The organism is Pseudomonas sp. LBUM1646, assembly GCF_059716165.1.
On record NZ_CP166810.1, the window covers coordinates 2,276,896 to 2,299,271 of the forward strand.

Sequence of the window (22,376 nt, forward strand, 5' to 3'; positions counted from 1 at the left end):
TTGTGACGCGGAGCGTCACTGGATTCATTCCCACGCGGAGCATGGGAACGATCGGCGGGGACTAATGCGCCTCGCCAGCCTTCAACCCCGCCGGCAACGCCTTAGTCAGCAACACCGCAAGCATGCTGATCCCCAGCGCAATCCCGACAAAGTGAAACGCATCGTTATAGGCCATGATCGAAGCCTGCTGATGCACGATTTCACTCATCTTGCCTAACGCCGCCGTGTCACTGCCAAACCGGTCCGCCATCGACGCCATCCGCTCGGCCACCTGGGGATTGCTCGGCACAATCGACTCGCGCAAATAATCAAAGTAAGTCTTGGTCCGCGCATCCAGCAAGGTGGCGAGCAGGGCGATGCCAATCGCGCCGCCGAGGTTACGCAGGATATTGAACAGGCTCGACGCCGAACCCGCGTCCTGCGGCAGGATGTACGCCGTGGCGATCAGCGAGATGGTTACCATGATCAACGGCTGACCCAGCGCGCGGATGATCTGGATCTGATTGAACTGCGGCCCGGCGAAGTCAGGGTTCAAGACACCCGATGAAAAACTGGCCAAGCCAAATAGCCCGAAGCCCAGCGTGCACAGCAACTTAGGCGAGATGAACTTCATCAGCTTCGGCACCAGCGGAATCAGGAACAACTGCGGCACGCCCATCCACATGATCACTTCGCCGATCTGCAGCGCGTTGTAGTTCTGGATCTGCGCCAGGTACAGCGGCAACAGATAGATAGAGCCGTACAGCCCGACTCCCATCCCCAAGCTCGAAATACTCGACAGCCCGAAATTGCGATTGCCAAGGATGCGCAGGTTGATCAGCGGGTTGGGTTTGGAAAACTGCACGATCACAAAGGTGATCAGGCTCAACAGCGCAATGCTGCCCAGGGTTACGATCAGGTTCGACTCCAGCCAGTCCTTGCGATGGCCCTCTTCAAGAAATACCTGCAAACAGCCGAGACCGACACCGAGGGTGAGGATCCCGGTGTAGTCGGTGCTTTTGAGCAGTTCCCAATGCGCTTCTTTCTTCTCCAGGCCATACATCAGGCCGGCAATCATGATCAGGCCGGGCGGTATGTTGATGTAAAAGATGTATTCCCAGCCCCAGTTTTCGGTCAGCCAACCGCCAATGGTCGGGCCAATGGAGGGCGCGAAAGTCGCGGTCATCGCGAACATGGCCATGCCTTTGGCGCGGTGGTGTTCCGGGAGTTTGATCAGCGTCAGGGTGAACGCCAGCGGGATCAGTGCGCCGCCGGTGAACCCCTGTAAAGCGCGGAAAATGATCATGCTCTCCAGGCTCCAAGCCATCGAGCACAGCAGCGAGGCACCGAGAAAACCGAGGGACACCCACACCGCCAGGCGTCGCGCCGACAGCAGCTGCACCAGCCACGCGGTGAGCGGGATCATGATGATTTCCGCCACCAGGTACGAGGTGGAAATCCACGAGCCTTCTTCCAGGGTCGCCGACAGCGCGCCCTGAATGTCCTTGAGCGATGAGTTGGTGATCTGGATATCGAGCACCGCCATAAAGGCGCCGAGCATCACGCTCATTACCGCGATCCAGTCCCGCCGGGTCGGTTCGCCGGCCGGGCGGATCAGTTGATCACCGGCCATCGTCAGGGGCGTCTTTGATGTTCACTTTGACGGTGACCGACATGCCCGGGCGGATCTTGCCGTGTAGCGGATTGTCCGCGGCGAAGGTCAATTTGACCGGAATCCGTTGTACGACTTTGGTGAAATTGCCCGTGGCATTGTCCGGTGGCAACAGGCTGAACTGCGCCCCCGAAGCGGCGAACAGGCTGTTGACCCGCGCTTCAATTGGCGTGTCGCCGTAGGCGTCGAAGGTCAGCTCGGCTTTCTGCCCGGGCTGCATGTGGCCGATCTGGGTTTCCTTGAAGTTGGCCTGAATCCAGATGTCCTGGTCCGGGACGATCGACAGCAAATAAGCGCCGGCCTGCACGTACTGGCCGTTGCGCGCGGCGCGCTGGCCGATCAGGCCGCTGATCGGTGCGTGGATTTCGCTACGGGTCAGGTTCAGTTGCGCCTGGGCCAGATCGGTCTTGGCGTTGGCGATCATCGCATCGAGGCGTTTGATCTCGGCGCTCAGAGCGTTGACCTGCTGGCGCTGACTTTGCGCATCGGCCTGGGCCTTGGTCACTTGCGATCGTGCGATGTGGTTGTCGGCGGAGAGGGTGGTCACCCGTTCTTCCGAGACGTAACCGGGTTTGCGCAGGGTCTGGGCCCGGGATAAATCGATCTGTGAGCGGCCGAGGCTGGCCTGGCTGGAGGCCACTTGTGCATCGCTGGCGGCAATCAGGCTGGCTTGCTGGGTCAGTTTGCTCTGGGCTTGCACGCGTTCGGCTTCGCGCATGGAGAGGGCGGCGTTGGCACGGTCGACGGCGAGGTGGAAATCATCGCCCTCAAGCTTGATCAGCAGTTGACCTTTCTCGATATGCTGATTGTCCTGCACCAGGACTTCATCGATGCGCGCGCCCAATTGACTGGAGACGCGGGTGATCTCGCCCTGGACATAAGCGTTGTCGGTGCTTTCATAAAAACGTCCCTTGAAGAACCAATGGGCAAAGAAGCCCCCGGCAATCAACAGGACGATCAGCAGGAAAATGAACAGGCGACGCTTGAGTTGGGCAGGCATGGGCAGACTGTAGTCGAGAAATTGTAAGGAAAGTTATCAGCAGGCGAATCTGGCATACAGCCGATAAACGGTAAATGCCATCGGCTGATATTCAGCCATTCACCGCAGCGTACGGGCGTTGTAGGCGCAACCTTGGCTTAAATGCCCTGCTTACTGGAGCCGGGCGGCTGTCGCCTGTTACCATTCGCCCTTTGATTGATCTTCATTTCGAGACTTGCCATGACCACCGTCCGCACGCGCATCGCGCCATCGCCTACCGGGGACCCCCACGTAGGTACCGCTTACATCGCATTGTTCAACTACTGCTTTGCCAAGCAGCATGGCGGTGAGTTCATCCTGCGGATCGAAGACACCGATCAATTGCGTTCGACCCGTGAGTCCGAACAGCAGATTTTCGACGCCTTGCGCTGGTTGGGTATCGAGTGGAGCGAAGGCCCGGACGTCGGCGGCCCGCACGGTCCTTACCGTCAGAGCGAGCGCGGCGATGTTTATCAGAAGTATTGCCAGCAACTGGTGGAAATGGGCCACGCCTTCCCGTGCTTCTGCACTGCCGAAGAACTGGACCAGATGCGCGCCGAGCAAATGGCTCGCGGCGAAACCCCGCGTTATGACGGCCGTGCGCTGTTGCTGTCGGCGGAAGAAGTTGCCCGCCGCCTGGCCGCTGGCGAACCGCACGTGATCCGCATGAAAGTGCCGAGTGAAGGCGTGTGCGTGGTACCGGACATGCTGCGTGGCGATGTCGAGATCCCGTGGGATCGCATGGACATGCAAGTGCTGATGAAGACCGACGGCCTGCCGACGTACTTCCTGGCCAACGTGGTCGATGACCACTTGATGGGCATCACCCACGTGCTGCGCGGCGAGGAATGGCTGCCGTCCGCACCGAAACTGATCTTGCTGTACGAGTACTTCGGCTGGGAACAACCAGAGCTGTGCTACATGCCGCTGCTGCGTAACCCGGACAAGAGCAAGCTGTCCAAGCGCAAGAACCCGACCTCGGTGACGTTCTACGAGCGCATGGGCTTCATGCCGGAAGCAATGCTCAACTACCTGGGCCGCATGGGCTGGTCGATGCCGGACGAGCGCGAGAAGTTCTCCCTGCAGGAAATGGTCGACAATTTCGACCTGAGCCGCGTCTCCCTGGGCGGTCCGATCTTCGACGTCGAGAAACTCTCGTGGCTCAATGGCCAGTGGTTGCGTGACCTGCCGGTGCAAGAGTTCGCTTCCCGCTTGCAGACCTGGGCACTGAATCCTGAATACATGATGAAAATCGCCCCGCACGTGCAGGGCCGGGTTGAAACCTTCAGTCAGGTTGCACCGCTGGCCGGTTTCTTCTTCGCTGGTGGCGTAAACCCGGACGCCAAGCTGTTCGAATCCAAGAAACTCTCGGGCGATCAGGTTCGTCTGTTGATGCAGCTGATCCTGTGGAAGCTGGAAAGCCTGCGTCAGTGGGAGAAGGACAGCATCACTGCGACGATTCAGGCGGTGGTCGAATCCCTGGAGCTGAAACTGCGTGACGCCATGCCGCTGATGTTCGCCGCCATCACGGGGCAAGCCAGTTCGGTGTCGGTGCTCGATGCGATGGAAATCCTCGGTCCGGACCTGACGCGTTTCCGTCTGCGCCAGGCCATCGACTTGCTCGGTGGCGTGTCGAAGAAGGAAAACAAGGAGTGGGAAAAACTCCTGGCCAATATCGCCTGATCCCCCCGTCCTCTGTAGCAGCTGCCGAAGGCTGCGTCGGGCTGCGCAGCAGCCCCTTATGGCAGCGACACGATCTGTCTGAAAGGGCAGGGCGACCGAATCGCGCATGCTACGCACGCGAACGCAGCCTGCGGCAGCTGCTACAGGAACGGATATGGCCTCGGATTTAAGGGGTTTGGCGGTAAGTGATTGTTATGTCGGCAAAAAACTTTGAAATATTTTAAAAATAAGTTTGACAGCCTTCCGATGCGCCATTAAGATTCGCCCCGTCCTCAGCGATGAGGGGCTATAGCTCAGCTGGGAGAGCGCTTGCATGGCATGCAAGAGGTCGACGGTTCGATCCCGTCTAGCTCCACCAATTTACACTTCAAGGTCTGGCCACACCGGCCTTGATGCGATCAGCGCTTAGCGTTGATCAGTTGTATAGAAGGGTTTGCGTCCCCTTCGTCTAGTGGCCTAGGACACCGCCCTTTCACGGCGGTAACAGGGGTTCGAGTCCCCTAGGGGACGCCAGTTTTACAGAAGCAGTGTCGCAAGATGCTGCTCCGCCGCCAGGCGATAAATCGGGGCTATAGCTCAGCTGGGAGAGCGCCTGCATGGCATGCAGGAGGTCAACGGTTCGATCCCGTTTAGCTCCACCAATTTTACAGTTCAAGGTCTGGCCACACCGGCCTTGAATCGATCAGCGCTCAGCACTGATCAGCTGTATAGAAGGGTTTGTGTCCCCTTCGTCTAGTGGCCTAGGACACCGCCCTTTCACGGCGGTAACAGGGGTTCGAGTCCCCTAGGGGACGCCACGATTACCCGCTCTGCGGGATTTATAAGGGTCATTCAATTATTGAATGGCCCTTTTGTTTGTCTGGCGTTTGGCCATTTCTCCTTTTTCTTCAAAACTGTTCTTCAGACCAGCGGTCACAGGCATGACTTGCGCAAATTTATTATGCGAATAATATTCTAGTCGTAATATTCGGAGGCAACGATGAACGATAAAAAAGCTCAAACCCGCGAACGCATCCTCAAGGCTGCCAGTGCAGCGCTGATTCAGCGCGGCCCGGCCGAGCCGAGCGTTGGCGAAGTGATGGGCGCGGCCGGCCTGACGGTTGGCGGCTTCTACGCGCACTTCGAAAGCAAGGACGCGATGATGCTGGAAGCGTTCAAGCAACTGCTCAGTCATCGCCGTGGCTTGATCGCCGACATGGACGCCGAGTTGACCGGCGAAGAGCGTCGCGCGTTGGTTGCTGCGTTCTACCTGTCGCGCAAACACCGTGATTCCTCTGAGTCCGCGTGCCCGATTCCGGCTTCGGTCGGTGAGTTGGGACGTCTGCCGGATGAGTTTCGTGCGGCGCTGAATGAACACCTGGAAATCATGGTCGCGCAATTGGCGGCCAGCCCGGAAGACACCGACAAAGCCCTGGCCGACATGGCCTTGATGGTCGGTGGTTTGGCTCTGGCACGGGCGCTGGGGCCAGGCGAGTTGTCCGATCGATTGCTGCGCGCCGCCAAATCAGCGGTGCTATGACCTGAAGGCAAAATGGCCTGAGGAGTGGAGCGATGAGCACGTTAAAGTGGGTTCGTGGCGTTAATGGCACCTTGGGCTGGTTCGCACCGCAACTGGTTGCGAGCAAAATGCGCCTGGCATTCATGACGCCGCGCGAGTTCGCACCTCGAGACTGGGAATTGCCGCTGCTGGCGAAATCCGAGCGCATCACTTTGCGCTTCGGCCTCTCGGCCTTGCGCTGGGGGCAGGGCCCGACGGTCTTGCTGATGCACGGTTGGGAAGGCCGGCCCACCCAGTTCGCCAGCCTGATCACCGCGCTGGTGGACGCCGGTTACACCGTGGTTGCCCTGGACGGTCCGGCCCACGGTCGCTCGCCGGGTCGTGAGGCCAACGTCGTGCTGTTCGCCCGGGCCATGCTCGAAGCGGCTGCTGAATTACCGCCGCTGCAAGCCGTCATCGGTCACTCCATGGGCGGCGCCAGTGCGATGCTCGCTGTGCAATTGGGATTACGTACCGAAACCCTGGTCACGATTGGCGCTCCGGCGCGGATTCTTGGCGTGCTGCGCGGTTTCGCCCGTTATGTGCGGCTGCCACCGAAAGCCCGCTCGGCGTTCATTCGTCAGGTCGAGAAAGACGTCGGCATGCGCGCTGCCACCCTGGATGTCGCGCACTATCAACTCGATATGCCGGGGCTGATCGTCCACGCCGAAGACGATCGCTATGTATCTGCCAAGGAGTCCCAGCTGATCCACGAAGCCTGGTTCGACAGTCGCTTGCTGCGCCTGGAAGAGGGCGGCCATCACCGAGTGATGGCGGATCCTCGGGTGATTGATGGGGTGCTATCACTGCTGTCTGGCCGCAGTCTTCAAGCGCGGCAATCGGCCTGAGCATCCGTTACACTGCCCCGGTCGAATTTATCTGACCGGGAGTGGGGCATGGGCTGGGATCGGGCAACGCCATTTATCATTGATCTGGAAGTCGGCGCCGAGGACATCGACGGGCTGGGCCACGCGAACAACGCCGTGTACGTGACCTGGCTCGAACGCTGTGCCTGGCGCCACTCGCAACGGCTTGGCCTGGACCTGGTCGAGTACCGTCGGCTGGATCGGGCGATGGCCGTGGTGCGCCACGAAATCGATTACTTGGCTGCCGCCTATGAAGGCGATGAGTTGCAATTGGCGACCTGGATCGTCGATTGGGATCAGCGCCTGAAAATGACCCGCCACTTCCAGCTCAAGCGCCCCAGCGACAACACCACGTTGCTGCGCGCCCAGACCACCTTCGTCTGCATCGAGCTGTCCACCGGCAAGCCCAAGCGCATGCCGGCGGAATTCATCGAGGGCTACGGCCCGGCGTTGCAAGTCCTGACCTGACGCCAATCCCTGTTGGAGCTGCCGAAGGCTGCGATCTTTTGATCTTGACCTTCGTCGGCAAAGTCAAAAGATCGCAGCCTTCGGCAGTTCCTACAGGAGCTAAACCTGTAAACTGCCGCACGTTTTTCGTTGAGTGTGTTTTCCATGCAAATTGCTTTGGCGCCCATGGAGGGGTTGGTCGACAACATCCTGCGGGACGTGCTGACCCGCGTCGGCGGTATCGATTGGTGCGTGACCGAATTCATTCGGATCAACGATCAACTGCTCACGCCTGCCTATTACCACAAGTTCGGCCCTGAACTGCTGACCGGTGCCCGCACTGCGTCCGGCGTGCCTCTGCGCGTGCAGTTGCTCGGGTCCGATCCAGTATGCCTGGCGGAAAACGCTGCGCTGGCCTGCGAGTTGGGTTCCGAAGTCATCGACCTGAACTTCGGCTGCCCGGCCAAGACCGTCAACAAGTCCCGTGGCGGCGCGGTGTTGCTCAAAGAACCTGAACTGCTCAACCAAATCGTCGAAACCGTACGCCGCGCGGTGCCTGCGCATATTCCGGTCACCGCCAAGATGCGCCTGGGCTTCGACAGCCCGGACGGCGCGCTGGTCTGCGCCACAGCCCTGGCCGAAGGCGGCGCGGCGCACATCGTGGTGCACGCGCGGACCAAGACCGACGGCTACAAACCGCCAGCCCACTGGGAATGGATTCCACGGGTACAGGACGTGGTCAAGGTCCCGGTGTTCGCCAACGGCGACATCTGGAGCGTCGAAGATTGGCGCCGTTGCCGCGAGATCAGCGGTGTCGAAGACATCATGCTTGGTCGCGGCCTGGTGTCGCGCCCGGACCTGGCTCGGCAAATCGCCGCCGCGCGCGCTGGTGAAGAAGTGGTCGAGATGACCTGGGCCGAGCTGCTGCCGTTGATCCAGGACTTCTGGCTGCAAGCCAAGGCACAGATGACACCGCGCCAATCGCCAGGTCGCTTGAAGCAGTGGCTGGCGATGCTGACTCGCAATTATCCCGAAGCGGTCGAGCTGTTCACGGTGCTGCGACGTGAAACTGAACTGGATCAGGTTTCACGCTTACTCGGCCTGCAAGTCGCCGAAGCAGCCTGAAAAAAACGGATAACAGTCTTTTTAACGCGCAATGAAGGCCCCGACATGTCGGGGCCTTTTTGTGTCCGGGCAAAAAAACCGCCCTGCGGGCTTTGCCGCCTTGCGACGGTTTCTCTACAATTCGCGCCAGTTTTGCCGACTCCCATTCTGCCTGGTCGGCCCGGAGCTTTTTTTCATGGAAGAGATACAACAGCGTTGGCTGTGCGGTCTTTCTGCGCCAATGGTTGCCCTCAATCCTCGTGCCGAATACGACGAGCCCGCTTTCTATTCCGATCCGGAATTTATCGACCTGCAATGCAGCTGGGGCATCAATGACCGGCCGCAGTTGTTGGGCATGCTCGAAAGAATGACCGATGACGGTCACGCCACCCACCTCAAAGAGGCGTATCGCTCATGGCAACGCTGTTTGCCCGGTGAGTGGCAGGCGTTGCTCGAGACACTGGAGCCCCGTGAGCGCATCTTGCATGAGTTTGCCAGCCGCACCTTCGAGGGCTGCGGTTCAGGTGGTATCCAGGCGTGGGATTTGGGGCGCATGGGCTTTCTCTTGCGGTGTGGCGTGCGCAACGAGTGGATCGACCTTTCCGAAAGCCTCTGGCTGCATTGGCGCCTGGCCGTCAGGGCGCAATATCGCTACGGCGATTGGTTTTCCTACCTCAACGGATTTCTCACCGGTCGCGCATTCTGGGGCTGCCAGAACAGCAGCGACGAAACGCTCGCTTACGAACTGGACCGACAAGGGGAGTGTTCGAGCAGCCTGCGCATCGCTCGCGGCCTGAGCCGCAACATGCCTGCTTTCCTGGCTGGCTTGCCTTGGCACCTGGAGCTTGATCCGCCGCAACGCCCGGCGTCCTTAGGGGAGTTCGACTGGTCATGAGTTGCTGGATACGTTTGGGCATAGAGCCCACCAAAGACCAGGCACTGATTCGGGATGCCTACCGCGCGCGTCTGCCGCAGCATCATCCGGAAAGTGATCCCGAAGGCTTCCAGGCGCTGCGTGAAGCCTATGAAAGCGCCAACCGTTTCGCCCGGCAGGAAGAGGACGAAATAGACGGGGAGGAGGATGCTGGCATCCCTGAGATGCCGCAGACCATAGTGGATTTTTATGCGCTGCTCGACGATCCGACGCGACGTTTTAATCCGGTAGCCTGGCAAGCTTTTGTCAAAGCGCTGGATCAATTGCCGCTGGACGCTCTCGATGACCTTAGTTGGGGGCTGTTCCATCCATTGGCCAACGCCGGTCCACTGTCTTACCGCTGCGCGAATCTGTTGGCGCAACGGCTGGCCTGGGAACAGCAGTTGCTGGATCTAGAGTTCGACCAGGCGAAAAAAGTCGAAGCGTTCCTGCAACGCATCAAGGGCCCCGACCCGTTCGACACGACGCTGATGGGCGATTGGCCCCAGCCTGCGCAGATGGAAACCCTCTGGTATGCCCGCAGCCTCGACTACATCTTCCAACATTGTCCTCTGCATGAGTTCGAAGACTTCGCCAGCCACCACACCTGTTTGCCACTGCCGGCGGATGACGCATTCATCCAGCGTTTGCTGGTGCGGTTCACTCAGGCGGGTATCGGCGGTCCCGGTCTGCGGCAACTGTGCGCCGAACAACAGGCGCAAGCCCCCGACGATGTCGACTGGCTGTATTTACTGGCGTGCCAAAACAGCTTGCTGGGGCAGGAAGATCAGGCGTTGCCTTGCTGGATCCGGCTTTGGCAGGAGCATCGCCACCCGAAGGCCGAAAGCCGTTTGCTGGAGCTTTGCGCCAAGCGTCAGCCGGACTTTTTAGCGCTGCTGATCCAGGCATTTGACCGTCTGGAAAATTTCCGCGCCTGGTCCACTGACCTCGCCGATGTCAGCCAAACCTATGGCAGCCCTTCACAACGCCCAGAGACGTTGGTCCGCTGGCTTGGGGTCGGGCAACTCAACCTGCAAGGCTTGACGGCGGCCTTTGTCGATTGGCGGATGACCGGGGATGAACTGCCGCTGCTGGCCTTGCTGCTAGGGGAATCTACGGATTCCCGTTTGCAGCAGCTGTACCGGCATGCCTGGGCCTTGCACCGTGGCGATGTGGGGTTGTTGCAACAAATACTGGACGAACCACAGCCGGTCGATGCCCTCGAAGGCTTGGTGCTGAGTGGGTTCAAGTATCAGGCCGAGCAGCAACTCTGCTGGTTGAATCAGGCGCCCATCCCATTGGCGATGAAGGCCTTCCTCAGCAGTCGTTCGGTTCAGCCGCAACTGGCCGAGGAACTGACAAAGGACGAGCCGCACAACATTGGCCGCCTCTGGCTGCGCAGGCTGCGGCCATACGATCAGTCCGCGCTGGTGCGGATCGATCAGGCATTTGATCTGCAAGACGCGCAAGCGGACGTGGACTTGTGCGGCGTGAGCCTGCTGGTCCAGTTGGAACAGCGAGGCGTGGTGTTGCCGGCCATGGCCCAAGGCGAGGCAGCGTGGCAATGGCACGCTCAAACCATGTTCCTGCTGGCGTTGCTCGATCAGCCGGAACGTTGGCTGTCGTTGATCGATTCGCCCTGCCTGGAGCGGCTGGACGTCAACCCGGCTCATCCTCTGAGTCGGCTCCAACCGCTACTGCGGCGCTTGCTACGCGAACAAGGTAATTGCGCCGGTTTGCTGGGCTGGTTGCAAGCCACCGATCCGGTTCATGGCTTGCTCGTGCAGAAGCTGTTCAATGTGCAACAGGCCCTCGACAGCGCTGCGCTACCGGGCAATGCGCAACTCTATACCTGCATTGAAAGTGATCCTGACGCCTGCGGCGAAGATGTGTTGGGGCTGATGCTGCTCTGGGGTGTGCTGTATCACGATCCGAGTCTGAATGCCGAGCAGCACCGCGCGCTGTTGCAATCCATCGCCGCCGTCAGTTGCGAAGATGAATGGTTCGAAGCGTTCCGCAATGGCTTGATCAAAGGCGATCCGGTGTGGCCGCCCGAAAAGGTGTTGGCGGATTTCGGTGTCGAGAAACTGGTGGTTTATGAAGTCCTCGATACGCTGAAAAGCCTGGTCCGTTATGGCGCGGCCGGGGTGCCGAGGAACAAGGTGCTAAAAATCTTGCAGTACGGCAAAGATGACACTGAGAACAGCGTGGGCCTGCGTCTGGCGCTAACCGCCCTGTTGTCGTGGAACGAACGCCTGCTGCTGGCCAACAGCGACACTCGTCCCGCGCCGGCTTCTGCGTTCTGGCGTCTGGGTTCCCGGCTGGGGCGCAAGGCGTTTATCTGGCAAGTGCTGGGGTGTGTGCTGGTCACCCCGTATCTGGCGTTGATGAGCGGCTCTGCGCTTTCGGGGATTGGCGTGCTACTGCTTGGCGTCGCGTTATTGCTCAGCGCGATACTGCGTCGGCTGCATGACATGGGGCGCGGGATTCCGACGCTGCTGATTTTTGGCTGCCTGTCGCCGGTGCTGCCGTTCATGCCGTTGCTGCTGTTCGGCTTTCCCGGCGACAAACTGCCCAACCGTTACGGCGTGCCGCCGGACAGCGGCGGTGAAGACACCTTGTCCGGCGGTTTGCAGACGGCCTTGCGGCGGCTTAACGGCTAAAGGCGCAGTTCATCCAGGGCTTTGTTGAGTTGTGACCGATGGCTGGCAATCTCCACCGATTGCTGGCCACCGAGCACGGCGGTAAAGGTATCCAGCCAATCGGCAATCTGCTCGCGCTCGTCGCCCAGGCTTTGCGTCCAGGCCCGCTCCAGGCGCGCCAGCAAGGTACGGTTGGGCAAGGTGTCGCGCGGGTGGATTTTCAGGGCGCTGAGCCGTTCATGGCTGTTTTGCCGCGATTGCGGATCGAGCCCGGTGGGGCTGCGGTCGATGCTGTGGCTGTGGCGTTCGCCGCTGGCCAGCAGGGTGACGTCGACTTCGAGTAACCCGTTGATGTCGTAGCTGAAGCGCACATCCAGCGCTTGGGTCTGCTCGCTGGGTGTCAGCGCGACGTCGAAGGCATCAATGTAAATATTGTCCCGCACCCACGGCCGCTCGCCTTGGTAGACCTCAATGCGGATCAACGTTTGCTGGGGATGAGTCGTGTAAAAACGTTTCACCCTGGACGTCGGGATCACCGTATTGCGCTCGATGATCGGCGAGAAGGCGCCGCTGACGCCTTCACCGCGATTGGTCGAGATGCCCAAGGTGTAGGGGCAAACGTCCGTCAGGATCAGCTCTTCGATTGCACTGTCCCGGGCTTTGCACGCAGCCTGGGTGGCAGCGCCCAGCGCGACAATCGTGTCCGGGTCGAGGTGGCGATAGGGCAGTCGCCCGAACAGCGTCGCGACCATTTGCTGCACGGCCGGCATCCGCGTGGCGCCGCCGACCATGACCAAGCTGTCGAGGTCCCGGGGTTTGAGCCGCGCATCGCGCAGGGCTTGCTCGATGGGCGCGCGTAACCGGGCCAGCAATGGCTCCCAGATTTTCAACGCCCCGGCTTCATCCAGCGACCATTCGCGCAACGCGCCAGCACCGTTCCAACTCAGGTGCTGGGTGCCTTCACTGAGTTTGCATTTGAGTTGTTCCAGGGCATCGCCGAGGCTGGCCAGGCCTTGGCCATCGATCATTTGCGAGGTGAGTTGCCACTCTTTCAGGCAGGCCTGCAACAACGCCGCCGTGAAGTCTTCGCCACCGAGGAAGTTGTCGCCGGTGGAGGCATGTACCTCGATCAGCGGCAGGGCGTATTCCAGCACCGTGACGTCGAAGGTGCCGCCGCCCAGGTCGAAAATCAGCGTGCGTTCGAACTTCTGCTCATGCAGCCCGTACGCCATGGCGGCGGCAGTCGGTTCGTTGATCAGCCGCGACACGCTCAGACCGGCCAGTTCGGCGGCAAACAGCGTGCGCTTGCGTTGCTCGTCACTGAAATACGCCGGCACCGAAATCACCGCTTCGTGCACCGAGTGGCCGAGAAAGGCTTCGGCGTCCTGCTTGAGCGAACCGATCACCAATGCCGAGAGTTCTTCCGGGCTGAACTGCCGCCCACCCAGTTCGAACTGCTTGTCGCTGCCCATAAAACGCTTGAACGCCGCGACCGTCCGTTCCGGGTGGGTGGTCAGGCGCGCGCGGGCGGCCTTGCCCACCAGAATGCTGTCGTCTTCATCGAGGCTGACCACTGACGGGGTGAGGACATCGCCGAGGGCGTTGGGAATCAACTGTGCCCGACCGTCCTGCCAGACGGCGATCAGGCTATTGGTGGTCCCAAGGTCGATACCCAGCAAGGCCGGGCGGGGGAGGGTTGCATCCTGCATGGTTGATCTCTTTGAGGCGGCGCAAAAAACGCGACCCTACAGGCTGGGAGAAAAACTGGCAATTACCGGACCCCGTAGCAGCTGTCGAGCCCCAGCGAGGCTGCGTTCGGCGGCGAAGCCGTCGTAAACCCGGCGCACGCGGTTTGCCTGATACACCGCATCGTATGATTTCACGACGGCTTCGCCACCGAACGCAGCCTCGCTGGGGCTCGACAGCTGCTACGGGGGGATTTATTTGAGCAGTGTCTGAAACGCCTCCACCGGCAATGGCCGGCTATGCAGGTAGCCTTGATACAAATGGCAACCTAAGCCCTGCAAAAACGCCAGTTGCTCCGGCGTCTCCACCCCTTCGGCAATCACTTCCAGTTGCAGGCTGCGGGCCATGGCGACGATGGCGCGGATGATTTCCGCGTCGTTGGGGTCCGTGGTTGCGTCGCGGATGAAGGACTGGTCGATTTTCAGCGTGTCCACCGGCAGGCGCTTGAGGTAGGTCAGCGAGGAGTAGCCGGTGCCGAAGTCGTCCATGGCAAAGCTCACGCCGAGTTTTTTAAGGCGACGCATTTTGCTGATGGTGTCCTCCAGGTTCTGGATGACGATGCCTTCGGTGATTTCCAGTTTCAGCAACGACCAGGGCAGGCCGTGGCTGCTGAGGCTGCGTTCGATGCGCTCGACGAAGTCGTTCTGGCGGAATTGCCGCGGGCTGATGTTCACGCACAGGCTGAAATTGAGCGGGTCGATCAGGCCTTTGGCGATCAAGTGTTTGAAGGCAGCGCAGGCTTCGTCGAGGATCCAGGTGCCGACCTCAAGAATCAGCCCGCTGTCTTCCAGCACCTTGATGAACTCGGCGGGCGATTGCGCGCCGAGTTCCGGGTGATTCCAGCGCACCAGGGCTTCGGCACCGATGATGCGGTTGTCCTGGGCGTCCACCTGAGGCTGGTAATGCACGCTGAATTCACCCCGGGAAAGGGCCAGGCGCAGATCGGTTTCCATGCGCAACCGCTCGCTGGCGGCCTTCTGCATGGTGTTGTGGTACATCTGCGTCGTATTCCGCCCCGAATCCTTGGCCCGGTACAGGGCGATGTCCGCGCGTTTGAGCAGGTCGGTCGGGGTCGAGCCGTGATCGGGAATCAGCGCGATGCCGATGCTCGGCGTGACTTGCAGGCGCTGACCGTCGAGGAACATCGGCTCCGATAGCAATTCGCGCAAGGTATCCGCCAGGTCCCGCACCTGTTCGCTGACCTCGCTGCGCGAACCTTCCAATCCACTGAGCAGCACCACGAACTCATCACCGCCAAGCCGCGCCACGGTGTCTTCCATGCGCACGCTGGCTTCGAGCCGCGCGGTGATGATCTTTAGCACCGTGTCACCCACCGGGTGGCCGAGGGAATCGTTGATGTGCTTGAAGTGGTCGAGGTCGAGAAACATCAAGGCGCCACGCAGGTTGTGGCGTTTGAGCAGGGCGATCTGCTGGCTCAGGCGATCCATCAGCAGTGCGCGGTTGGGCAGGTTGGTCAGCGGGTCGTGGTAGGCCAGGTGACGAATCTGCGCTTCGGCGTTTTTCAGCAGGCTGACGTCCCGGGCGGTGAGCAGCAGACAGGCGGTTTCGTTGAGGGTGATCGGTTCGACCGAGACTTCGACGGTGAGCAGGTCCCCACGTTTGTTGCGCCCGAGCATCTCCTGATGGTGCACGCGGCCCTTGATCTGCAACTCGGCCAGCAGCGCCGAGCGTTGCTTCTCTTCAGCCCAGATACCGACCTGATACACGGTTTTGCCCACCACTTCATCGGCGCGATAGCCGGTCAGGCGGCAGAAGCCGTCGTTGACCTCCAGATAGCGCCCGGTGTCGCGCTCGGTGATGGTGATGGCGTCGGGGCTGGAGTGGAACGCCTTGGCGAATTTCTCTTCGCTGGCCTTGAGCGCCGCCTCCGAACGCTGTTGCTGGGTGATGTCGCGCAGGGTGGTGACGATGCAGGGCTGCTCGCCGACGCTGATCTGCCGGCTGGAAATGACGCAGGTCAGGGCTTGCCCGTCCTTGTGCTGAACGAGGATCGCGACGTTGCTCAGGCCTTGCTCGCGGATGACCTGTTCGATCCGTTGCAGGCTCTTTGCCGAAGCGTCCCACAGGCCGATTTCATCGGCGCTGCGGCCAATCACGTCGGCGGCGGTCCAGCCGAAAATCTGGGTGAAGCTGGAGTTGATCTCGATGAACTGGCCGCTTTCCTGGCGCGTGACGCAGATCGGGTCCGGGCTGACCTGGAACAGCGTGGCGAATTTCTCTTCCGAGGCCACCAGCAGTTGCTCGCGTTCGACCTGATCGGTGATGTCCAGCAGGGTGCCGGCCATGCGCAGCGGCTGGCCGTTTTCATCGCGATAGAGCCGGGCGCGGCTCTCCAGGAAGCGCGAACTGCCGTCGGACAACTGCACGCGATATGTCAGTTGGTAATTACCGGCCGGGCCTTCGCGCAGGCTGCGGTAGGCGTTGCGCATGCTGTCCCGTTCTTCACCGGGCACGCCTTCGAAAAACTCATCAAAGGCTTCGTGAAACGGCTTGGGCTCCATGCCGTGCAACTGCGCCGCCCGCGCCGAGCCGTAGAGCATGCCGCTGGGAATGTGCCAATCCCAGGTGCCGAGTTGCGCCGAATCCAGGGCCAGGTCGAGGCGTTCCTGGCTGTCCTTGAGCGCATGTTCGGCGGCTTTGCGTTCGGTGGTGTCGAGGAATGTACTCAGCAGATATGGCTGGCCTTCCAGCTCGACCTTTTGCGCGCTGAGGATGCCATCGTGGACTTGGCCATTACTGGCACGAAACTGCACTTCCATGCTGATCAATTCGCCCTTGGCTTTGGTCGCCTTGACCAGCACGGCTCGTTGTTCGGGATGCACCCACAGGCCCAGTTCCAGCGTTGTACGGCCAATCACACTTTGCACCGGCCAGCCGAACAGGCTTTCGAAATACTGGTTGGCCTCGCTGATCAGGCCGTCTTCCTGGCGGGTCAGCAGCACCATGTTCGGGCACAGGTGAAACAGCGTGGCGAAACGCTTTTCCGAGCTGCTCAGGGCTTGCTCGCGTTGGCGCTGGTGGGTGATTTCCCGGATCACGCCGATCATCCGTGGCCGACCGTGTTTGTCCGGCAGCAGGCTGCCATTGATCTCCAGCCAGTGCAGGCTGCCGTCGGGCCAGCGGATGCGGTGATGCATCGCCTGCTCCAGCGGTGCGCCGGCGATGACCTGATGAAACGCGCGAATGGTTTTCGCCCGATCTTCCGGGGGCAGCAGGTCGAGGTATTCCAGGTCTTTGGGCAGCGGTTGCCGGGGGTCGAAGCCGAACAGCGCCTGCGTACCCCGGGACCAACTGATCTGCCCGCGTTCAATGTCCCAATACCACGCCCCTAGGTGCGCGCCGTTGAGCGCGGCCAGCAACTGCGGCGCGCTTTCCCAGCTCTGCTCGGACCGCTGCGGGTCAATGGCCTGAATACGCGGCATCGGCGGAATACGGTCAACAGATTTGGGCATTGGCAGCAGGCCTTGGGCTGAATGGGGCGTTAGGCACGGGGTTTTGCAGCTCTATAGGAGTAGCACAAGTTAGCCGTGGGTCCCTGGCAGATCGATTTGTGCATCCAGCAGGGCCATAAAGGCGCGTGCCGCATTCGAAAGCGTCCTTTCCGTGTGCAGGATATAGCCTAGCTGGCGAGTGAGCTGTATGCCCGGCAAAGGTATCCGCGCCACCTGTTCATCGAGCATGGTGCGTGGCAAAACGCTCCAGGCCAGGCCGATCGAGACCATCATCTTGATCGTTTCCAGATAATTCGTGCTCATGGCGATGTTCGGCGTCAGGCCCTGGGCTTCAAACAGGCGCTGGACGATGTGGTGGGTAAACGTGTTGCCGCCGGGGAAAACCGCTGGGTGCAGGGCGATATCCGCCAGGCTGACCGGGCCGTTGCTGATCAGCGAATGCTCCGGGGCCACCACGAAATCCAGCGGGTCGTCCCACACCGGGGTGGCTTTGACCAGTGCATGAGGCTCCGGCGCCAGGGTGATGACGGCCAGTTCGGCGCGACCATGGAGGATTTCTTCGTAGGCCACTTCCGAATCGAGGAACTGAATATCCAGCGCCACTTGTGGGTAACGCCGGGTGAATTCCCTTAATAAGGGCGGCAAACGGTGCAGGCCGATGTGGTGACTGGTGGCCAGTGTCAGACGGCCGGTCACTTCGCCGGTCAGGTTGGTCAGGGCGCGGCGGGTGTCGTCCAGCACGTTGAGAATCTGATAAGCCCGCGGCAGCAGGGCGCGCCCCGCTTCGGTCAGGCCGACTTCACGGCCCAGACGATCGAACAGGCGCACCTTCAATTGCTGCTCCAGCCCGGCAATGCGCTTGCTGATGGCCGGTTGTGTCAGGTGCAGCCGTTCGCCGGCGCCGGAGAAACTACCGGTCTCGGCAATCGCGATAAAAGCGTTGAGGTTGGCCAGATCCATTGTGGTATTCCAGTTGGTTATCCAAAGCATGAAAAATATGAATTTGAGTTATTTAATGTAACCCCCTAGGATCGGCCTCACAAGCCAAGGGGTTATTGAACTGCTGCACGACCCAAGGCATAGAAAATAGAAACAAGCTGATGAGGACCGTCTGATGGCCGGCAAAACGCTTTACGACAAGCTCTGGGATTCCCATGAAGTGAAACGGCGCGACGATGGGTCGTCGCTGATCTACATCGACCGCCACATCATCCATGAAGTGACTTCGCCCCAAGCTTTCGAAGGCCTGCGCCTGGCCGGGCGCAAGCCTTGGCGCGTCGACTCGATCATCGCCACTCCGGACCACAACGTGCCGACCACCCCGGATCGCAAGGGCGGTATCGAAGCGATTACCGACCAGGTCTCGCGTTTGCAGGTTCAGACCCTCGACGACTACTGCGACGAATATGGCATCACCGAATTCAAAATGAATGACGTGCGCCAGGGCATCGTTCACGTGATCGGCCCGGAGCAGGGCGCGACCTTGCCGGGTATGACCGTGGTCTGCGGCGACTCGCACACCTCGACCCACGGCGCATTCGGCGCCTTGGCTCACGGCATCGGCACTTCCGAGGTCGAGCACGTGTTCGCCACGCAGTGCCTGGTCGCCAAGAAAATGAAAAACATGCTGGTATCCGTCGAAGGCAAATTGCCGTTCGGCGTGACTGCCAAGGACATCGTCCTCGCGGTCATCGGCAAGATTGGCACCGCCGGCGGTAACGGCCATGCCATCGAGTTCGCCGGCAGCGCGATTCGCGACTTGTCCGTTGAAGGCCGCATGACCATTTGCAACATGTCCATCGAGGCCGGCGCCCGTGTTGGCCTGGTGGCCGCCGACGAAAAAACCGTGGAATACGTCAAGGGCCGTCCATTCGCCCCGAAAGGCGCGGAATGGGACATGGCGGTCGAAGCCTGGAAAGATTTGGTCTCCGACGCCGATGCGGTGTTCGACACCGTGGTTGAGCTCGACGCCGCACAGATCAAGCCACAAGTCAGCTGGGGCACCTCGCCCGAGATGGTCTTGGCCGTTGATCAGAACGTGCCGGACCCGGCGAAGGAAATGGACCTGGTCAAACGCGGTTCCATCGAACGCGCCTTGAAGTACATGGGTTTGAGCGCCAATCAGGCGATCACCGACATTCAACTGGACCGTGTATTTATCGGTTCCTGCACCAACTCGCGGATCGAAGACCTGCGCGCCGCGGCGGTGATCGCCAAGGGCCGCAAAGTCGCTTCGACCATCAAGCAAGCCATCGTGGTGCCGGGCTCGGGCCTGGTGAAGGCGCAAGCCGAGGCTGAAGGCTTGGACAAGATTTTCCTCGAGGCCGGTTTCGAGTGGCGTGAACCGGGTTGCTCGATGTGCCTGGCGATGAACCCGGACCGTTTGGAATCGGGCGAGCATTGCGCCTCGACCTCCAACCGCAACTTCGAAGGGCGTCAGGGCGCCGGTGGCCGTACGCACCTGGTCAGCCCGGCGATGGCCGCTGCCGCTGCCGTCAACGGTCGTTTCATCGACGTTCGCGAACTGATCTGAGGAACCGCACATGAGAGCTTTTACCCAACACACCGGTTTGGTCGCGCCATTGGACCGGGCCAACGTCGACACCGACCAGATCATTCCGAAGCAGTTTCTGAAGTCGATCAAACGCACCGGTTTTGGCCCGAACCTGTTTGACGAGTGGCGCTACCTGGACGTGGGCTACGCCTACCAGGACAACTCCAAGCGTCCGCTGAACAAGGATTTCGTGCTCAACGCCGAGCGTTACCAAGGCGCCAGCGTGCTGCTGGCCCGGGAAAACTTCGGTTGCGGCTCCAGCCGCGAACACGCGCCGTGGGCGCTGGAAGAGTACGGTTTCCGCAGCATCATCGCGCCGAGCTACGCCGACATTTTCTACAACAACAGCTTCAAGAACGGCTTGCTGCCGATCATCTTGAGCGACGCTGAAGTGGATGAGTTGTTCCAGCAGGTTGAGGCCAATCCTGGCTATGAGCTGACGGTCGATCTGCAAGCCCAGACCGTGACCCGGCCAGATGGCAAGACCTATCGCTTTGAACTGGACGAGTTCCGCAAGCATTGTCTGGTTAACGGTCTGGACGATATTGGTCTGACATTGATGGACCACGAAGCGATTGCAACGTTTGAGAGCAAGCACCGGGCGAGCCAGCCGTGGTTGTTTCGCGACGTTTGATTTTGTGTAAGGCGTGATGACGCCTTCGCGGGCAAGCCTCGCTCCTACGGTTGAAATGCATTCCCCTGTAGGAGCGAGGCTTGCCCGCGAAGAGGGCCGCCCAAACACCGCAAGACTCACCCCAAAAAGGAAGTCCCCATGACCAGCACCGCCCAGCACAGCCAAGTCGTACAAAAGCAATTCGGTGAACAGGCCTCGGCCTACCTGAGCAGCGCCGTTCACGCTCAAGGCACCGAATTCGCGCTGCTACAGGCTGAACTGGCCGGGCAGGGCGAGGCCCGCGTGCTGGACCTGGGTTGCGGCGCCGGTCATGTGAGTTTTCACGTGGCGTCGCTGGTGAAGGAAGTGGTGGCCTACGACCTGTCCCAGCAAATGCTTGACGTGGTCGCTGCCGCGGCTATTGACCGTGGTTTCAGCAATGTCACCACCGTTAACGGTGCCGCCGAGCGCCTGCCATTCGCCGATGGCGAGTTCGACTTCGTGTTCAGCCGTTATTCGGCGCACCATTGGAGCGATCTTGGCCTGGCCCTGCGGGAAGTGCGCCGGGTGCTGAAACCGGGCGGGGTAGCGGCGTTTGTCGACGTGTTGTCGCCGGGCAGTCCGTTGTTCGACACGTACCTGCAAAGTGTTGAAGTGCTGCGCGACACCAGTCACGTGCGCGATTATTCCGCCGGCGAGTGGTTGCGTCAGGTCAGCGAAGCGGGACTGCATACCCGCAGCACCACGCGTCAACGGCTGCGACTGGAGTACACCTCGTGGGTCGAGCGCATGCGCACGCCAGAAGTCATGCGCGCCGCGATTCTCGAATTGCAGAAGTCGATGGGCAACGAAGTGCGCGAATATTTTGAGATTGAGGCCGATGGTTCGTTCAGTACAGATGTACTGGTGCTGATGGCCGAACGATAAGCGCGGAACGATAGAATTTTTCCGGGAGCGCCCAAGGCGCACCGACTGATGACATGAGGAAAGCATGAGCAAGCAGATTCTGATTCTCCCAGGTGACGGTATTGGCCCGGAAATCATGGCCGAAGCCGTCAAGGTTCTGGAACTGGCCAACACCAAGTACAGCCTGGGCTTCGAGCTGAGCCACGACGTGATCGGCGGCGCCGCCATCGACAAGCACGGCGTGCCCCTGGCTGACGAAACCCTGGACCGCGCACGAGCTGCTGACGCCGTACTGCTGGGCGCCGTGGGCGGGCCGAAATGGGACACCATCGAGCGTGACATCCGCCCTGAACGCGGTCTGCTGAAGATTCGTGCGCAACTGGGCCTGTTCGGCAACCTGCGCCCGGCGATCCTCTATCCGCAGCTGGCCGAGGCTTCCAGCCTCAAGCCTGAAATCGTCGCTGGCCTGGACATCCTGATCGTCCGTGAACTGACCGGCGGCATCTACTTCGGTTCGCCACGTGGCACTCGTGTTCTGGAAAACGGCGAGCGCCAGGCTTACGACACCCTGCCATACAGCGAAAGCGAAATCCGCCGCATCGCCCGTGTCGGTTTCGACATGGCCATGGTCCGCAGCAAAAAGCTGTGCTCGGTGGACAAGGCCAACGTGCTGGCGTCCAGCCAACTGTGGCGTGAAATCGTCGAGCAAGTGGCCAAGGATTACCCGGAAGTCGAACTGAGCCACATGTACGTCGACAACGCCGCCATGCAGCTGGTACGTGCACCGAAGCAGTTCGACGTGATTGTCACTGACAACCTGTTCGGCGACATCCTGTCCGACCAGGCGTCGATGCTCACCGGTTCCATCGGCATGCTGCCATCGGCATCTTTGGACACCAACAATAAAGGCATGTACGAGCCGTGCCACGGTTCGGCGCCGGACATCGCGGGCAAAGGCATTGCCAACCCGTTGGCAACGATTCTGTCGGTGTCGATGATGCTGCGTTACAGCTTCAATCTGCAGGACGCAGCCGATGCCATCGAAAAGGCCGTCAGTCTGGTATTGGACCAGGGCCTGCGCACCGGCGACATCTGGTCGAACGGTTGCACTAAAGTCGGTACGCAGGAAATGGGCGACGCAGTAGTCGCCGCGCTGCGGAATCTGTAATCTCTCGGGCCCGCTGCCACTTTCACCCATGAAAGCAGCGGCCCACTTTTTCAAG

At 60.5% G+C, this 22,376-nt stretch carries 16 protein-coding genes and 4 tRNA genes; 15 read left to right on the forward strand and 5 right to left on the reverse strand.

From position 1 onward, the window contains the following. Window positions 1-61: 61 nt before the first annotated feature. Together ACA071_RS10230 and ACA071_RS10235 are read right to left on the reverse strand one after the other, a co-directional pair. Complete coding sequence (locus ACA071_RS10230) at window positions 62-1,612, reverse strand: MDR family MFS transporter (RefSeq protein WP_497644202.1); 1,551 nt, start codon at window positions 1,610-1,612, stop codon at window positions 62-64. Beyond that, a complete protein-coding gene (locus ACA071_RS10235) occupies window positions 1,602-2,651 on the reverse strand; it encodes an HlyD family secretion protein (protein WP_497644203.1) in 1,050 nt (349 codons plus the stop codon). Before ACA071_RS10235 ends, ACA071_RS10230 begins: the two co-directional genes overlap by 11 nt. A gap of 219 nt (window positions 2,652-2,870) precedes the next feature. Here ACA071_RS10235 and gltX point away from each other — a divergent pair, with 219 nt between their 5' ends. The 11 genes from gltX (at window position 2,871) to ACA071_RS10290 (ending at window position 11,882) form a co-directional block, all read left to right on the forward strand. Next, window positions 2,871-4,352: a glutamate--tRNA ligase gene (gene gltX, locus ACA071_RS10240; RefSeq protein WP_497644204.1), complete on the forward strand. Its 1,482-nt coding sequence runs from the start codon at window positions 2,871-2,873 to the stop codon at window positions 4,350-4,352. Between the two features lie 282 nt (window positions 4,353-4,634). Then, window positions 4,635-4,710, forward strand: a tRNA-Ala gene (locus ACA071_RS10245). 79 nt (window positions 4,711-4,789) lie between these two features. Then, window positions 4,790-4,865 (forward strand) — tRNA-Glu (locus ACA071_RS10250). 52 nt (window positions 4,866-4,917) lie between these two features. Further along, window positions 4,918-4,993, forward strand: a tRNA-Ala gene (locus ACA071_RS10255). Between the two features lie 80 nt (window positions 4,994-5,073). Beyond that, window positions 5,074-5,149, forward strand: a tRNA-Glu gene (locus tag ACA071_RS10260). A 182-nt stretch (window positions 5,150-5,331) separates the two neighbouring features. Beyond that, a complete protein-coding gene (locus tag ACA071_RS10265) occupies window positions 5,332-5,871 on the forward strand; it encodes a TetR/AcrR family transcriptional regulator (RefSeq protein WP_497644205.1) in 540 nt (179 codons plus the stop codon). Window positions 5,872-5,903: 32 nt separating this feature from the next. Then, complete coding sequence (locus ACA071_RS10270; RefSeq protein WP_497644206.1) at window positions 5,904-6,737, forward strand: alpha/beta fold hydrolase; 834 nt, start codon at window positions 5,904-5,906, stop codon at window positions 6,735-6,737. A 48-nt stretch (window positions 6,738-6,785) separates the two neighbouring features. Next, the gene (locus tag ACA071_RS10275) at window positions 6,786-7,223 is read left to right on the forward strand and encodes an acyl-CoA thioesterase (RefSeq protein WP_497644207.1); all 438 of its coding nucleotides are present in this window, start codon (window positions 6,786-6,788) and stop codon (window positions 7,221-7,223) included. 144 nt (window positions 7,224-7,367) lie between these two features. Beyond that, window positions 7,368-8,327, forward strand: coding sequence for a tRNA dihydrouridine synthase (locus tag ACA071_RS10280; protein WP_149658905.1), 960 nt, complete (start codon window positions 7,368-7,370; stop codon window positions 8,325-8,327). Window positions 8,328-8,502: 175 nt separating this feature from the next. Then, on the forward strand, window positions 8,503-9,201 hold the full coding sequence (locus ACA071_RS10285; protein WP_497644208.1) for a DUF1266 domain-containing protein: 699 nt from the start codon (window positions 8,503-8,505) through the stop codon (window positions 9,199-9,201). Then, a complete protein-coding gene (locus tag ACA071_RS10290; protein ID WP_497644209.1) occupies window positions 9,198-11,882 on the forward strand; it encodes a DUF805 domain-containing protein in 2,685 nt (894 codons plus the stop codon). The genes ACA071_RS10285 and ACA071_RS10290 overlap by 4 nt, the downstream gene beginning before the upstream one ends. Here the strand turns inward: ACA071_RS10290 and ACA071_RS10295 are convergent. The 3 genes from ACA071_RS10295 to ACA071_RS10305 form a co-directional block, all read right to left on the reverse strand. Then, window positions 11,879-13,570, reverse strand: a complete 1,692-nt coding sequence (locus ACA071_RS10295; RefSeq protein WP_497644210.1) for an Hsp70 family protein — start codon at window positions 13,568-13,570, stop codon at window positions 11,879-11,881. The two genes, ACA071_RS10290 and ACA071_RS10295, sit on opposite strands and share 4 nt — an antisense overlap. Window positions 13,571-13,801: 231 nt before the next feature. Next, complete coding sequence (locus ACA071_RS10300) at window positions 13,802-17,080, reverse strand: sensor domain-containing protein (RefSeq protein ID WP_497644211.1); 3,279 nt, start codon at window positions 17,078-17,080, stop codon at window positions 13,802-13,804. A gap of 69 nt (window positions 17,081-17,149) precedes the next feature. After that, the gene (locus ACA071_RS10305) at window positions 17,150-18,040 is read right to left on the reverse strand and encodes a LysR family transcriptional regulator (RefSeq protein WP_121732118.1); all 891 of its coding nucleotides are present in this window, start codon (window positions 18,038-18,040) and stop codon (window positions 17,150-17,152) included. Between the two features lie 154 nt (window positions 18,041-18,194). Between ACA071_RS10305 and leuC the strand changes: the two genes are divergently transcribed. The 4 genes from leuC (at window position 18,195) to leuB (ending at window position 22,321) form a co-directional block, all read left to right on the forward strand. Beyond that, window positions 18,195-19,613 carry a 3-isopropylmalate dehydratase large subunit gene (gene leuC, locus ACA071_RS10310; RefSeq protein WP_201202279.1) on the forward strand — a complete coding sequence of 473 codons (1,419 nt, stop codon included), beginning with the start codon at window positions 18,195-18,197 and terminating at the stop codon, window positions 19,611-19,613. Window positions 19,614-19,623: 10 nt separating this feature from the next. Then, window positions 19,624-20,268 (forward strand): 3-isopropylmalate dehydratase small subunit, encoded by a 645-nt coding sequence (gene leuD, locus ACA071_RS10315; protein ID WP_497644212.1) that lies wholly within the window; start codon window positions 19,624-19,626, stop codon window positions 20,266-20,268. A gap of 138 nt (window positions 20,269-20,406) precedes the next feature. After that, entirely contained in the window at window positions 20,407-21,174 is a 768-nt protein-coding gene (locus ACA071_RS10320) for a class I SAM-dependent methyltransferase (RefSeq protein WP_497644213.1), read from the forward strand. A gap of 64 nt (window positions 21,175-21,238) precedes the next feature. After that, the gene (gene leuB, locus ACA071_RS10325; protein ID WP_497644214.1) at window positions 21,239-22,321 is read left to right on the forward strand and encodes a 3-isopropylmalate dehydrogenase; all 1,083 of its coding nucleotides are present in this window, start codon (window positions 21,239-21,241) and stop codon (window positions 22,319-22,321) included. The last annotated feature ends 55 nt before the right edge of the window (window positions 22,322-22,376 follow it).